Source organism: Mesobacillus thioparans, from assembly GCF_965138835.1.
Classification (GTDB): Bacteria; Bacillota; Bacilli; order Bacillales; family Cytobacillaceae; genus Mesobacillus; species Mesobacillus thioparans.
In genome coordinates this window covers 152,637-166,166 of the sequence record NZ_CBCSFH010000001.1, presented here as the reverse complement: position 1 = coordinate 166,166, position 13,530 = coordinate 152,637, and the positions used below count along the sequence as shown (strand labels likewise).

The following is a 13,530-nucleotide window of genomic DNA, read 5'->3' as shown; positions in this document are numbered from 1 at the left end:
AGTTCTTTTGAAAATTTATGATGGTCATTGTGATGTTCTCTATAAATTATTTATGGACCCGACGCTTGATTATGTAAATGCATCGGAATTACAGGTCAATTTGGAAAAGTTAAATGCTTCTGGTACGAAGGTACAGTTGTTTGCCATTTATGTACCGGAATCGGTTCATCCAGATCTGAAATTCGAAGCCGCACTTACGATGGTGGATTTATTTTACGAAAAACTTCTATCGCCAAATCCCCAAATGAAGCTGGTGGCAAACAGGGCTGATATAAAGGGTCTTGCTGAACAGGAGATAGGGGCCGTGCTTACTCTCGAAGGGTGTGATGCCATTGGACAGGATCTCTTGAAGTTGCGCACGCTGATACGACTTGGAGTCCGTTCGGTAGGATTGACGTGGAACTTTGGAAATTATTGCGCGGACGGGGCTATGGAGGAACGGGGGGCCGGGCTGACGAAATTTGGCCGGCAGGTTGTCCAGCTGCTTAATGAAACGGGAACAGCCTGTGATGTCTCCCATCTATCCGAGAGGGGATTCTGGGATGTGCTGGAAGTTTCAGACCGTGTGTTTGCGTCTCATTCAAACAGTTTTAAAATATGCCAGCATCCGCGGAACTTGAGGGATGACCAAATCAAAGCGCTGATCGAGCGGGATTCTGTCATGGGCATCACCTTTGTCCCGGAATTCCTATCAGGTAAAAAGGAATCGGCATCGATTGATGATATACTCCGCCATCTCGAACATGTCTGTGCTCTCGGCGGCGAGAATCATGTAGGCTTCGGTTCCGATTTTGACGGTATAGATTTCACGGTGAAGAATCTATCCGGAAATGATCAATATGAGAACCTTTGGAACGAATTGCAAAAATATTATTCTGATATACAAGTTAGAAAGTTCCTTTTTGACAATATGGCTACCAAACTTCCGTTGCAAAATGGCTGAAATCAATAGACACAACAGGATTCAGGCCATGAAAAAAGGGGACGGCGAGCAGGAAACTTAAAATATTTTAACAAATAAAAAAATATTCATATTTTCGTCAATAATTATTCTGAAAGGGTTGCTTTTTTTTTCACATAGGTCTAGAATTGAAAGCGTTTAGTACCATCCATTTACTAGATTTGACAGTGATTTTTCAAGAGATACCCGCTAAATTCTAGTGAATTACTTGGAAAAGTGCTACACTTAATAACGAAGCGTTTTTACATATTTTTTTACGTATCTAAAGGGGTGTAAGAGATGATCAATCAACTTTCATGGAAAGTTGGCGGACAGCAGGGAGAAGGAATTGAATCTACCGGGGAAATTTTCTCTATTGCTTTGAACCGTCTAGGCTACTACTTGTATGGCTACCGTCACTTTTCATCACGTATCAAGGGCGGACACACAAATAACAAGATTCGAGTAAGCACTACAGAGGTTCGATCTATTTCTGACGATTTAGATATTCTTGTAGCTTTCGACCAGGAAACGATCGATGTGAACTACAAGGAATTGCATGAGAGAGGCGTCATTTTAGCTGATGCGAAGTTTGACCCTAAAAAGCCAGAAGATACTCAAGCTGCATTGTATGCGGTTCCATTTACGGAAATGGCTACAGAACTTGGAACATCTCTTATGAAGAACATGGTCGCAATTGGTGCGACAAGCGCAATCCTTGACCTGGATATCCAGGTGTTCGAGGAAGTCGTCCAGGAAATCTTCGGACGCAAAGGACAACAGGTTGTCGATAAAAACATGGAAGCCATTAAAGCTGGCTACGAATATACGAAGGAAAAACTGGCTGGTGCTGAGACAATGCAGCTTGAGAAGGCTGATGGTCAAAAACGCCTGTTCATGATCGGCAATGACGCAATCGCGATGGGAGCAGTAGCAGGTGGATGCCGTTTCATGGCTGCATATCCAATCACACCGGCTTCAGAAATCATGGAATATCTGATTAAGAAGCTGCCTGCTCTTGGCGGAACTGTCATCCAGACAGAAGATGAAATCGCTGCAGCAACAATGGCGATCGGCGCCAACTATGGCGGTGTCCGTGCGATCACTGCTTCCGCAGGACCTGGCCTTTCATTGAAAATGGAAGCGATCGGCCTTGCCGGAATCACTGAAACTCCGCTTGTTATCGTTGATACACAGCGCGGCGGCCCATCAACAGGTCTTCCTACTAAACAGGAACAATCAGACCTTATGGCGATGATTTATGGTACACACGGTGAAATTCCTAAGATTGTCATGGCTCCAAGTACAGTCCAGGAAGCATTCTATGATGCAGCTGAAGCGTTCAACCTTGCTGAAGAATATCAGTGCCCGGTTATCCTCCTGACTGACCTTCAGCTTTCACTTGGAAAGCAGACGGTTGAGCCGCTTAACTTTGATAAAGTGGAAATCCGCCGTGGCAAGCTGGCGAATGAAGAACTTCCTGAAATTGAAAACAAAGGCTACTTCAAGCGTTATGAAGTAACAGAAGATGGCGTTTCGCCACGTGTAATCCCAGGCATGAAGAACGGAATTCACCATGTGACTGGTGTTGAGCATGATGAAACAGGAAAGCCTTCAGAATCTGCTGCGAACCGTATTGCCCAGATGGATAAGCGTTTCCGCAAAGTCAGCAATCTGAAGTTCGATACGCCAATCCATAAAAATGCTCCGCATGAGGAAGCTGATCTGTTAATCGTAGGTTTCAACTCTACAAGAGGTGCAATCGAAGAGGCTATGGGAAGACTTGAGAACGATGGTTTGAAAGTAAACCACGCTCATGTACGTTTGATTCACCCATTCCCTGCAGATGAAATGATGCAGCTTGTAAACTCTGCTAAGAAAGTGGCAGTTATTGAAAACAATGCGACAGGACAGCTGGCAAACATCATGAAGATGAACGTCGGAGGACATGACAAGATCCACAAGATCCTCAAGTACGACGGAAATCCATTCTTGCCGCAGGAAGTCCACACAAAATGCAAGGAGTTGTTCTAGGATGGCGACTTTTAAAGAATTTCGCAATAATGTAAAACCAAACTGGTGCCCAGGCTGCGGCGACTTCTCTGTACAAGCTGCCATGCAGCGTGCTGCTGCCAACGTTGGCCTTGAGCCTGAAAACCTGGCTGTTATCTCTGGTATTGGCTGTTCTGGCCGTATCTCTGGATATATCAATTCTTACGGCTTCCACGGAATCCATGGCCGTGCACTTCCAATTGCACAGGGCGTTAAGATGGCGAACCGTGATTTGACTGTTATCGCTTCAGGCGGGGACGGAGACGGCTTCGCGATCGGTATGGGACATACAGTCCATGCGATCCGCCGTAACATCAATATCACTTACATCGTCATGGACAACCAGATTTACGGTCTGACAAAGGGACAAACTTCCCCGCGTTCGGCTGCTGGGTTCAAGACAAAGTCAACTCCAGCGGGTTCTATTGAGCAAGCAATCTCACCTATGGAATTGGCATTGACAGCCGGTGCTACATTCGTCGCACAAAGCTTCTCAACAGACCTGAAAGACTTGACAGCTCTTATTGAAGCTGGAATCAAGCATGAAGGTTTCTCACTCATCAACGTATTCAGCCCTTGTGTGACATACAACAAGGTGAACACTTACGATTGGTTCAAGGAAAACCTGACAAAGCTGAGCGACGTTGAAGGATACGATCCATCAAATCGTGAAGCTGCCATGCAGACTTTGATGGAACATAACGGACTGGTTACAGGCCTAATCTATCAAAATACTGAGCGAAAATCTTATCAGGAGCTGGTTAGCGGCTATTCTGAAACTCCGCTTTCAAAAGCAGACCTTAAGCTTGATCAGGCTCATTTTGATAAGCTTGTTGCTGAATTCATGTAATGAATCAGCTCGATTGAATAAAACCCCAATCACTGGATTGGGGTTTTATTTTTCAATGATAATAGGAAGCTTGAAACATGCGATTTTTAAGCTGGCAGTGATAAGAATCACTACCACAATGGAAGCAATAAGGTAATATGGTTGAGTCGGCTTTTTTTATCATGAATGCTGTATTTCTAATGCCTGCTATTGTGTTCATTGATTCAAGAGTTTATACTATTATAATGTGTATATTTAATAATTTCAGGGTAGAATAGCGCCCTTTTTGCAAGTAGAATGCCGTTCGGCAGGCTTCCCTGGACAATAACGGAAGGTGCCTGCACGCTTTCTAATGAAAGGAGATCTGTCATGAACGAAAACCAACGCTTGGAAGGACAGCAAGTACAAACTGAAAATTCTTCGGACAAAAAATCCAGCAAGGATTATAGTAAGTACTTTGAAACTGTATATACAGCTCCTTCTTTGAAGGATGCGAAAAAGCGCGGAAAAGAAGAGGTAACGTACCATAAGGACTTTGACATCCCCGAGGAATTCATCGGGATGGGTCAAGGCCGCAAATTCTATATCCGTACGTATGGATGCCAGATGAACGAACATGATACTGAAGTCATGGCTGGTATTTTTCTTGGTTTGGGATATGAGCCTACTGACAGTGTCGAGGATGCGAATGTCATTCTGCTGAATACATGCGCGATCCGGGAAAATGCAGAAAACAAGGTGTTTGGTGAGCTTGGTCATTTGAAACATCTTAAGCGGGAAAAACCAGACCTTCTGCTGGGAGTATGCGGCTGCATGTCCCAGGAAGAATCTGTCGTTAACAAAATCCTGAAAACCTATAACCAGGTTGATATGATTTTTGGAACGCATAATATCCATCGCCTGCCAAATATCCTTCAGGAAGCATACATGTCCAAAGAGATGGTCGTTGAAGTTTGGTCGAAGGAAGGGGACGTAATCGAAAACCTTCCGAAGGTACGCCGCGGCAACATCAAAGCATGGGTTAACATCATGTATGGCTGCGATAAGTTCTGCACATACTGCATCGTGCCTTATACACGAGGCAAAGAGCGAAGCCGCCGTCCTGAGGACATCATCCAGGAAGTCCGTCAGCTTGCGGCACAGGGCTATCAGGAAATTACCCTGCTTGGCCAGAACGTAAACGCATATGGTAAGGATTTTACAGACATCGAGTATGGTCTAGGTGACTTGATGGATGAAATGCGCAAGATCGATATCCCACGTGTCCGTTTTACAACCAGCCATCCTCGTGATTTTGACGATTACCTGATAGAAGTCCTGGCCAAAGGCGGAAACCTGATGGACCATATCCATCTTCCAGTGCAATCAGGTTCTACCGATGTACTGAAAATTATGGCCCGGAAGTATACTCGTGAACAGTATCTTGAACTTGTTCGCAAGATCAAAGCTGCCATTCCGAATGTCACATTAACTACAGATATTATCGTGGGCTATCCAAATGAGACGGACGAGCAATTCGAGGAAACTATGTCACTTGTTCGTGAAGTAGGATATGAAGCAGCTTATACATTCATTTACTCTCCAAGGGAAGGCACACCTGCCGCGAAAATGCAGGATAATGTTCCGATGGTAGTGAAGAAGGCGCGATTGCAGCGTCTGAATGCACTTGTGAATGAACAGTCTGCCCAGTCGATGAAAAAGTATCAGGACCAGATTGTAGAGGTACTGGTCGAAGGGGAAAGCAAAAACAATCCTGATGTACTTGCAGGATATACAAGCAAGATGAAGCTTGTCAATTTTGTCGGGCCTAAGTCGGCAATCGGCAAAATCGTCAAGGTAAAGATCACGAATGCAAAAACATGGTCTTTAAACGGGGAAATGGTAGTAGAAAACGAACCAGTTGAGGTGAATTAAGTTGGCTAAATACAATAAAGATGACATTATCGCGCGCTCAAGAGAAATCGCACGAATGATTGCGGAAACAGAAGAAGTGGACTTTTTCAAGCGCGCAGAAGCACAAATCCATGAAAATGAAAAAGTAAGAACGCTCATTTCTTCTATAAAAGGTCTCCAAAAACAAGCTGTGAACTTCCAGCATTACGGAAAAACAGAAGCTTTGAAAAAGACCGAAGAAAAAATCGCTTCTCTGGAAGCTCAGCTTGACGCAATTCCGGTAGTGCAGGAATTCAAGCAATCGCAGATTGACGTAAATGACCTGCTGCAGATGGTGGCAACGACAATTTCCAATACTGTTACAGATGAAATCGTCGTTTCAACCGGAGGAGATATCCTCCGCGGCGAAACAGGCGCTTCCCTTCAGAACGGAGCAAGCTGCCACACTCACGAACATTAAATCACTAGTTTATAACAAGGCATCTGTTTTATGGCAGGTGTCTTTTTTATGGATAAAAAGGGCTTTCCCTATGTCACTTTAAAATCAATAATTTTTCCTTCTTCCCCCTGGTTCTCACCCAAAACATTCTCCGGTGACTGCTCAAATCTATTGCCCATCATCTTTCATCAATCGGGAACATTCATCGCCTGTGGGCATACAATGAACTATGCCTAAGTTTTTAACAGCGGTTCTAAAATTAATCGCACACTAGTCTAATATCACGCATAGGATGAATTGAAAAAGATTGAGGAGGTTTCGCTCGCATGGGAGATTACAGAGAGATTATTACGAAAGCCGTCGTAGCGAAAGGACGTAAATTCACACAGTCCAATCATACGATCAACCCATCGCATCATCCAAGCAGCATTCTTGGCGCTTGGGTCATAAACCATAAGTACAAGGCAAAGAAAGTAGGGAAAGTGGTTGAGGTAAACGGGTCTTACGAAGCCAACATCTGGTACTCCTTTGATGATAATACAAAAACAGAAGTAGTCACGGAGAAAGTAACTTACTGCGACGTCATCAAGCTTAAGTACCGTGATCAGGATTGCATGGATGACCATGATGTGCTCGTTGAAGTCCTTCAGCAGCCAAACTGCATCGAAGCCGTTATTTCGCCAAATGGCAACAAAATCATCGTTCACGTCGAGAGGGAATTCCTTGTCGAAGTCATCGGTGAAACAAAGGTTTGCGTCGTCACTCATCCAGGTGGATGTGACTGTGATGATGACGAGTGGGGCCACGGAGTCGATGATGATGAGTTTGAAGACTTGAATCCAGACTTCCTTCTGGGTGAGGAAGAATAACATCGAACTAGGAAGCTTGTACTTCCTAGTTTTTTTTACGTTAAAAACCTTAAAAAAGCAGCATCCTCGCCGGCTCACAGGGTGGATGCTGCTTCACTGCGAAAGTCTTATAAGAAGAAGTTCGGTTCTTCAACAGAGCTGCATATTGGACAGGTTTCTTTTGTGTCCCAGGAATGGAAAAGGGAATGGCATCTTTTACAGCTATTTTTGATTACAGGAAATGTATCTTCGGTACTTTTGTGGATGTTGTAATGGATTTGCACCGAATTCGTTTTGCAAATATCACTGCAAAGACCGCAGCCGCTGCAGTTATGGTCTGTAAGTTTCAGTGAATCATCCACAAAGCTGAATACATTAGAAGGACAAATTGCAAAACAGGCCTCGCATAAAGTACAATCTTCCTGTTTCAAGCTTACTTCATAAAATGACCACCCTGAATATAGGTTAGAAGTTTTGAAGCTGCTTTCATTGAAACGCCATTTAATAGGAGTCATAGAAGAAAGAAGAGTCTTTTTGCTGTCTGAAGTAAGCTTTGCAAAAAGCGCACGTCTTGATATTCTCGACTGCTCCTCTTTTTCCAGCTTCACTTCGTTGACAATGGACAGTCGCTCTAATTCCATTTCCTCGAGAATTGCATTTGTCTGTTTGACCTTCTCCATTATCTCGCCACGCATCAAAGCGTCATGGACAACTCGTATTCCCTTCTTATGATAGTAAAGAAGTTCAACAACTGTTGGTAAAGCAGAATCCCCCTCCAATAAAAGAAAGTTTCGAATGGTCCTCCTGACGGGTGATTGCCCTTTGATCGCCTGGACTGGGCAAACCGTGATACACATGCCGCATGTTGTGCATGATTCTTTGCTAATATATATGTCTCCATTTTCCACACATATGGATTCTGTGGGGCATTCACCTATACAGGCTGTACAGGAACTTAAGTGGCTGATCTTTCTAGTACAGGCGGAAGAGATCTCCATTTCATAACTCAGGCTTTCAATCCAATTGCCAATTAGAGACATTCAAGGTCACCTCAATATTCTTTAATCCTACACTATCATTCTACGATTAAAGTCTTTTAAAAAAGGCGTGTTCGTCAGAAATTCATATAGATGTAAAGGAATGTTCACAGACCCTCTAGCATGAAAAGCGAAAAAAAGTAGTACTGAGCAGACATAGAACATTAATTTGTGGGAATTTTAGTGAAACTCCTCCAATCTTATTAGGTGAAATCCTTTACATACTAAGAGGCTATTCTCCACAGAATGTTTATTGTTTCACAAACTTGGTTGCCATATAGTGAAGATGTAATGAAAGGTGGTGTAACCAGATGGTTGAAACAATCAATAAAAAAGCCGGGAAAGCGTTGGTTTTTACCATTTTTGCAAATCTATATAAACCTCCTGCTTTGGAGTTTTGGGCTCAAATCGAGCAGAACCATTTACTGAAAGACCTTGTGGAAATGGTCAATGATTTGTATGGATTCGAAAGTTCATTAGATGGAATCTTGCCAGATGACTACGAGCATTTTTGCACTATACATAAAAAGGCGATCGGGTATGCAGAAGAGAAAGCCGTTTTTCCGATAGAATCGCTCTATAAACGATGGACACAGGATGAAACTTGTACTCTGCCTTTTGCACGTGAAAAGGGTTACCTGCAAGGTGATTCTGCGATGCATATTATGTTCATTCTAAATGAGCTGCAAATGGAGATTCCTTCTCTGTACCGGGGCATTCCTGATCATTTGTCCATTTTGCTAGAACTGGCAGCATACTTCATCGACCATGCTCCTGAAAATTCCAGTAGAGAGTTCATTGAGGATCACCTGGATTGGCTGGCCGAATTTGAGATTCAACTAAAAGAAAAAGCAGCCCATCCTTTTTATGAAGAGATTACTGGTTTTTTAATAAAAGTAATTGAAGCTCAGCAAAAAATGAGTGATTAAAAGGGCTGTTACCTAAAGGTGGTGATGCTTTCAGTGCGAGCGATGAGACGATTGCAAGGAGGAAAGGCTGGTTTAAAACTGTACAAGATTTACGAAGCTTCCTGCCTGGCTGAAGGCGGAAAAGGGTCAAGACAAAAAGGAGGGCTAGAATAATGCTAGATACAAAACTATCAAGGCGCAGATTCATTAAAGCTTCAGCAGCGACTGCTGCCCTGGCATCTGCGGGTACTGTCGGATTTAATGAATGGTCCAAAGAATATGTAAAAGCTGGTGCTAACACGGAAATTAAAGAAATTGCCAGTACATGCAATGCCTGCTCGAGCAAATGCGGAATGGTCGGGCACATCAAGAATGGACGTCTTTGGAAGCTTACAGGGCATCCGGATCATCCATCCGTTTTCCAAAGGCAAGCTTTGTGCCAGAGGTCATGGATATGCGACGGTTGTTTATTCTCAAGACAGGCTGACCCAGCCATTGAAACGGGTTGGAAAGAATAAATTCGAGCCTATTACCTGGGATCAGGCGTATAAAGAAATTGCTGAAAAATTGACAAAGATCATCAAAGAGCATGGTCCGCAGGCAGTGGCGCTCACAGAAGACCCAAGGGCTTCTGGGAAATTCTATTCTCCGCGCTTCATCAATGCGCTTGGCTCGGCAAATTATTATACACATCATGTCGTTTGTTCTAACTCACGAGATGCCGGTTTCCTCCATACGGTTGGAGTAACTGCTACGAGTGCTGACATCAGCAATGCAAAATATATCATGTTCATTGGCAGGAGCTACGGTGATGGAATCCGTCCGAGTTCTGTCCAGTCATTGGCAGCTGCCCGGGACAATGGAGCAAAGATTGTTATTGTGGATCCGCGATTGAATAACACAGGCAATCTCGCCACTGAATGGCTGGCCATTCGTCCAGGGACAGACCTTGCCCTTGTGCTGGCGATGTCACATGTTTTAATCAAGGAAAACCTCCATGATTTCGCGTTCATTAAAAAGTATACAATCGGTTTTGAAGCATATGCAAAAGAATTGGTTAAGTACACGCCTCAATGGGCTGAAGGCATCACTGGGATTCCTGCTGACGATATCACCCGCATTGCAATCGAAATGGGTAAAGCGAAGCCGAAAGCTCTAATCGAACAATCGTGGAGAGGCGCGTTTGGCTGCAACTATGAAAATAGCACAGAAACCGGCCGTGCCGTCGCCATGTTCAATGCTTTACTAGGAAATTACCAGCAAAAAGGCGGAAGTATTTTTGGAGCTAAACCTCATATGGGAACTTTAGATGAGGCGAAATATCCAAACCCGAAAGAGCCAGAGGCACCAAAGGCCGGCAAAAAGGAATTTCCACTTGCCTATCATAGTAACGGTGTTGCAACGATCGTCGCGAAAGAAGCCCTTTCAAAAATGGATCTTGTGGTTGCGATTGATGTCCAAATGTCTGAAACGGCTCAATTGGCGCACTATGTCCTTCCGGAAGTCACCTATATCGAGCGTGATGAGGTAATTGAAGAGTTACCTGGTAAAGTGCCGGGCATCGCTTTGAGACAGAAAATGGTCGATAAAGTCCATCCGGAGACAAAACCAATCCATGAGATNTACACAGAGTTAGCGAAAGCTTGCGGTGTCGGCCAATATTTCAATTTCACTCTGGATGAATTGAACAAAGCGATGCTTGCCCCGACAGGTATTTCATATAAGCAACTGAGGGAAAAAGGAACCATCATGTTCCCTGCCGAGGAAATTGCGATGGGGGAAATGCCGAAATTAAAGACCCCATCTGGAAAAATTGAATTTTTCAGTGAAACGTATAAAGAGGCCGGCTTTAACCCCATAGTCGAATGGATCGAGCCTAAAGTAAGTCCTGCAGATGATTCGTTCAGGTTGATCACAGGCAAGCAGGCGATCCACAGCCACACCCAAACTGCGAATATCCCAATTTTGATGCAGATTACTAAAGATTATGATTTAGAAAGAATCTGGATTAATCCTGTACGTGCAAAAAAGCTGGGAATAAAGGATGGCGATATGGTCGAAGTGAAATCCAGTGAAGCCACAAGCAAAGTCCGCGCGAAAGTAACTGAAAAAATCCATCCAGAAGCAATATTTGTTCCAAGCCACTACGGTATAACATCCAAGGATTTAAAAACCGGCTACGGGGTGGGCTTTGGCTACATGGAGCATGTACCGTTCGATTTTGAAAAATGGAGCGGATCAGGAAATATCCACGAAGTAATCGTGAAGGTTAGGAAGGTGAATGGCTGATGGCACGCTATGGAATGGTAATAGACACAAGAAAATGCGTCGGCTGTTACGCATGCCGGGTAAGCTGCCAGATGCAGAATGAACTTCCCGTGGAAGAATCCTTTATTAAATTTTACGAAAAAGAAACTGGTGTTTTCCCTAACGTCAAGAATGAAATCATCCCAGTGCAATGTCAGCACTGTGAAGATGCACCATGTGTAAGTGTCTGCCCGACTAAGGCTACCTACACGACAGATGAAGGCATTGTACTCGTAGACTCTGAAAAATGTATAGGCTGCAAGTATTGTATGGTAGCTTGCCATTATGGTGCCAGAACACAGAGTCACGAGACGGGAGTAGTGGAAAAATGTCGTTTCTGTACTGAGCTTGTTGCGGAAGGAAAGCAGCCTGCCTGTGTGACTACTTGTATTAGCAACGCCCGGATATTCGGTGACCTAGATGATCCGAACAGTGAAGTATCAAAGGCTATTGTGAAATTGAATGCGAAGCCTTTAAGACCGGATTTAGGAAAGGCAAAAATTTACTACGTGAGGTGATTATAATGGTTTGGGGAACGATTATCGCAGCTTATTTATTCCTGGCCGGTCTAAGTGCCGGGGCGTTTTTAACATCTTCCTATGCTGCAAGGAAATACCCTGATGCGGTTGCCGTCCGTTTTGTCGGCAGGCTGATCAGTCCAATCCTGATGGGAATAGGTCTTTTGCTTCTCATCGTCGATGCCGAGGCAGGTCTGAAAGATCCATTGCGCTTCATCTATCTATTTACGAATTTCAATTCAGTCATGACAATCGGAACTTACTTCATCAGCTTTTTCATGATGGCTGCCGCCTACATGGCCTTGATGGAATTATTGAAAAAGGACACAAACAAAATCATTGAGTATATCGGCATGGTATTTGCGGTGGCAACTGCGATTTACACTGGCTTCCTGATTGGTGTCATCGGTGCTGTACCACTTTGGAACACGGCCATTTTGCCCATCCTGTTTGTAGTATCTGCCTTCTCAACCGGAATTGCCGGCACAATGCTAGTGGCCTCTTTTATCGATAAGAAGGTCATCCATCATGTGATGTCCATCAAAAAAATCCACTTTACGCTGCTGATTTCGGAAGTCTTCCTGATCTTCACGATGTTCCTGATTACATCTTCCACCAACGAATCGGCTGCCCAATCTGTATCCATGCTGCTGACTGGTGAATACAGTGCTGTTTTCTGGATTGGTTTGATTGCGATCGGGCTGATGCTGCCAATCATCATCGAAGGCCTGGAGTTATTCAACTTTAAAAATTTGAACACCAGCCAGGCGGGATTGGAGGTTGCAGCAGGAGGTTCAAATAGAATTACCGCAACCCTCATAACCGAGAGTGCCGTCCTCGCAGGAGGCTTCATCCTTCGTTATCTATTGCTCGCTGCAGCAGTACCGGTCATCTTTTTATAAGAGTAAAAGAACAAGCGTGAGGTCTTGAAATAAGACTTCACGCTTTTTAATTTGTCTGTTTTTCTCTTCGGACGAAAAAAGCATAATCAGTTGAAAATGTCCGAAGTAACGGTATGTTCGGACAAAACCCCGGCATCAACAGCTAGAAATGTCCGAAGTAGGTGTAAGTTCGGACAAAATTTATGCGTCAGCAGTAGGAAATGTCCGAAGTAGGTGCAAGTTCGGACAAAATTCCAGCATCAACAGCTCGCCGGCTGCAGAAGAAGGACCTCCCAAAACCAAAACCATAGCTAAACCGATTCCCAGGTTCAACTTATTGACATTTAAAGGGATTTCTAGCGATAATATCTTAAAATGCACCTCATGAACTGAGGGGATATGAATATGATAATCTTTGGTAAAAAGGAAGCAGACATCTATTACAAATGGAGACCAGGTGTATATGGATTAATTTTGGACGATAGAAATCAAATCGCCTTGATCCGGACAGATGAAGGGATGTATTTCCTTCCGGGTGGCGGCCTGGAGGATGGTGAAACTCACGAAGAATGTCTCGTCAGGGAAGTAATAGAAGAAACAGGGATGATTCCTGAAGTCGGTGAATGGATTGGCACTGCGAATCAATATTTTTACTCGATTAATGATCAACAGCATTATTTTTCAAAAGGAGATTTCTATCTAGCTCATATTGCAGGAGAGACGGAAGGCCCTGCTGAATTGGACCATCATCTAGAATGGAAAGAGCCTGAAGCGGCCCTCAAACAACTTTTCCACGAGCACCAGCGCTGGGCAGTCAGAAGAGTCCTTAGAAGAAAAAGAAGTCACCAGGCGCATCCACTATGATTATTAGTGTTATA

The 13,530-nt window shown here is 43.9% G+C and carries 13 protein-coding genes and 2 pseudogenes; 13 read left to right on the top strand and 2 right to left on the bottom strand.

The annotated features are described in order from the left end of the window. Positions 1-7: 7 nt before the first annotated feature. From ACNAZ4_RS00955 to ACNAZ4_RS00930, 6 genes are all read left to right on the top strand, one after another. A complete protein-coding gene (locus ACNAZ4_RS00955; RefSeq protein WP_415812328.1) occupies positions 8-943 on the top strand; it encodes a dipeptidase in 936 nt (311 codons plus the stop codon). Positions 944-1,240: 297 nt separating this feature from the next. Next, positions 1,241-2,974 (top strand): 2-oxoacid:acceptor oxidoreductase subunit alpha, encoded by a 1,734-nt coding sequence (locus tag ACNAZ4_RS00950; RefSeq protein ID WP_415812327.1) that lies wholly within the window; start codon positions 1,241-1,243, stop codon positions 2,972-2,974. 1 nt (position 2,975) lies between these two features. Then, positions 2,976-3,842, top strand: a complete 867-nt coding sequence (locus ACNAZ4_RS00945; protein WP_415812326.1) for a 2-oxoacid:ferredoxin oxidoreductase subunit beta — start codon at positions 2,976-2,978, stop codon at positions 3,840-3,842. A 348-nt stretch (positions 3,843-4,190) separates the two neighbouring features. After that, positions 4,191-5,735: a tRNA (N6-isopentenyl adenosine(37)-C2)-methylthiotransferase MiaB gene (gene miaB, locus ACNAZ4_RS00940; protein ID WP_415812325.1), complete on the top strand. Its 1,545-nt coding sequence runs from the start codon at positions 4,191-4,193 to the stop codon at positions 5,733-5,735. A gap of 1 nt (position 5,736) precedes the next feature. Continuing rightward, entirely contained in the window at positions 5,737-6,174 is a 438-nt protein-coding gene (locus ACNAZ4_RS00935) for a YlbF/YmcA family competence regulator (RefSeq protein WP_415812324.1), read from the top strand. 305 nt (positions 6,175-6,479) lie between these two features. Beyond that, a complete protein-coding gene (locus ACNAZ4_RS00930; RefSeq protein ID WP_415812323.1) occupies positions 6,480-7,022 on the top strand; it encodes an outer spore coat protein CotE in 543 nt (180 codons plus the stop codon). 107 nt (positions 7,023-7,129) lie between these two features. Here the strand turns inward: ACNAZ4_RS00930 and ACNAZ4_RS00925 are convergent, their stop codons facing one another. Continuing rightward, positions 7,130-7,681 carry a DUF362 domain-containing protein gene (locus tag ACNAZ4_RS00925; RefSeq protein WP_415812974.1) on the bottom strand — a complete coding sequence of 184 codons (552 nt, stop codon included), beginning with the start codon at positions 7,679-7,681 and terminating at the stop codon, positions 7,130-7,132. Positions 7,682-7,831: 150 nt separating this feature from the next. Further along, positions 7,832-7,999: pseudogene (locus tag ACNAZ4_RS00920) on the bottom strand (4Fe-4S binding protein); the annotation flags it as partial. Between the two features lie 350 nt (positions 8,000-8,349). Between ACNAZ4_RS00920 and ACNAZ4_RS00915 the strand changes: the two are divergent. The 7 genes and pseudogenes from ACNAZ4_RS00915 (at position 8,350) to ACNAZ4_RS00885 (ending at position 13,516) form a co-directional block, all read left to right on the top strand. Then, entirely contained in the window at positions 8,350-8,967 is a 618-nt protein-coding gene (locus tag ACNAZ4_RS00915) for a molecular chaperone TorD family protein (protein ID WP_415812322.1), read from the top strand. Between the two features lie 152 nt (positions 8,968-9,119). After that, a complete protein-coding gene (locus ACNAZ4_RS00910) occupies positions 9,120-9,464 on the top strand; it encodes a twin-arginine translocation signal domain-containing protein (RefSeq protein WP_415812321.1) in 345 nt (114 codons plus the stop codon). Next, positions 9,442-10,568: pseudogene (locus tag ACNAZ4_RS00905) on the top strand (molybdopterin-dependent oxidoreductase); the annotation flags it as partial. The gene ACNAZ4_RS00910 and the pseudogene ACNAZ4_RS00905, both read left to right, overlap by 23 nt. A 1-nt stretch (position 10,569) precedes the next feature. Continuing rightward, on the top strand, positions 10,570-11,235 hold a 666-nt coding region (locus tag ACNAZ4_RS00900), incomplete at its 5' end, for a molybdopterin dinucleotide binding domain-containing protein (protein WP_415812320.1). Continuing rightward, complete coding sequence (locus ACNAZ4_RS00895; protein WP_415812319.1) at positions 11,235-11,771, top strand: 4Fe-4S dicluster domain-containing protein; 537 nt, start codon at positions 11,235-11,237, stop codon at positions 11,769-11,771. The genes ACNAZ4_RS00900 and ACNAZ4_RS00895, both read left to right, overlap by 1 nt. Positions 11,772-11,776: 5 nt before the next feature. Beyond that, positions 11,777-12,673: an NrfD/PsrC family molybdoenzyme membrane anchor subunit gene (nrfD, locus tag ACNAZ4_RS00890; protein WP_415812318.1), complete on the top strand. Its 897-nt coding sequence runs from the start codon at positions 11,777-11,779 to the stop codon at positions 12,671-12,673. Between the two features lie 384 nt (positions 12,674-13,057). Then, positions 13,058-13,516 carry an NUDIX domain-containing protein gene (locus ACNAZ4_RS00885; RefSeq protein ID WP_415812317.1) on the top strand — a complete coding sequence of 153 codons (459 nt, stop codon included), beginning with the start codon at positions 13,058-13,060 and terminating at the stop codon, positions 13,514-13,516. Positions 13,517-13,530: the final 14 nt, after the last annotated feature.

Bases quoted from the DNA above. Each gene is read 5' to 3' on its own strand.
- ACNAZ4_RS00950 (WP_415812327.1), top strand. From the start codon at position 1,241: ATGATCAATCAACTTTCATGGAAAGTTGGCGGACAGCAGGGAGAAGGA.
- ACNAZ4_RS00945 (WP_415812326.1), top strand. From the start codon at position 2,976: ATGGCGACTTTTAAAGAATTTCGCAATAATGTAAAACCAAACTGGTGC.
- miaB (WP_415812325.1), top strand. From the start codon at position 4,191: ATGAACGAAAACCAACGCTTGGAAGGACAGCAAGTACAAACTGAAAAT.
- ACNAZ4_RS00930 (WP_415812323.1), top strand. From the start codon at position 6,480: ATGGGAGATTACAGAGAGATTATTACGAAAGCCGTCGTAGCGAAAGGA.
- ACNAZ4_RS00925 (WP_415812974.1), bottom strand. From the start codon at position 7,681: ATGGAGAAGGTCAAACAGACAAATGCAATTCTCGAGGAAATGGAATTA.
- ACNAZ4_RS00915 (WP_415812322.1), top strand. From the start codon at position 8,350: ATGGTTGAAACAATCAATAAAAAAGCCGGGAAAGCGTTGGTTTTTACC.
- ACNAZ4_RS00910 (WP_415812321.1), top strand. From the start codon at position 9,120: ATGCTAGATACAAAACTATCAAGGCGCAGATTCATTAAAGCTTCAGCA.
- ACNAZ4_RS00895 (WP_415812319.1), top strand. From the start codon at position 11,235: ATGGCACGCTATGGAATGGTAATAGACACAAGAAAATGCGTCGGCTGT.
- nrfD (WP_415812318.1), top strand. From the start codon at position 11,777: ATGGTTTGGGGAACGATTATCGCAGCTTATTTATTCCTGGCCGGTCTA.
- ACNAZ4_RS00885 (WP_415812317.1), top strand. From the start codon at position 13,058: ATGATAATCTTTGGTAAAAAGGAAGCAGACATCTATTACAAATGGAGA.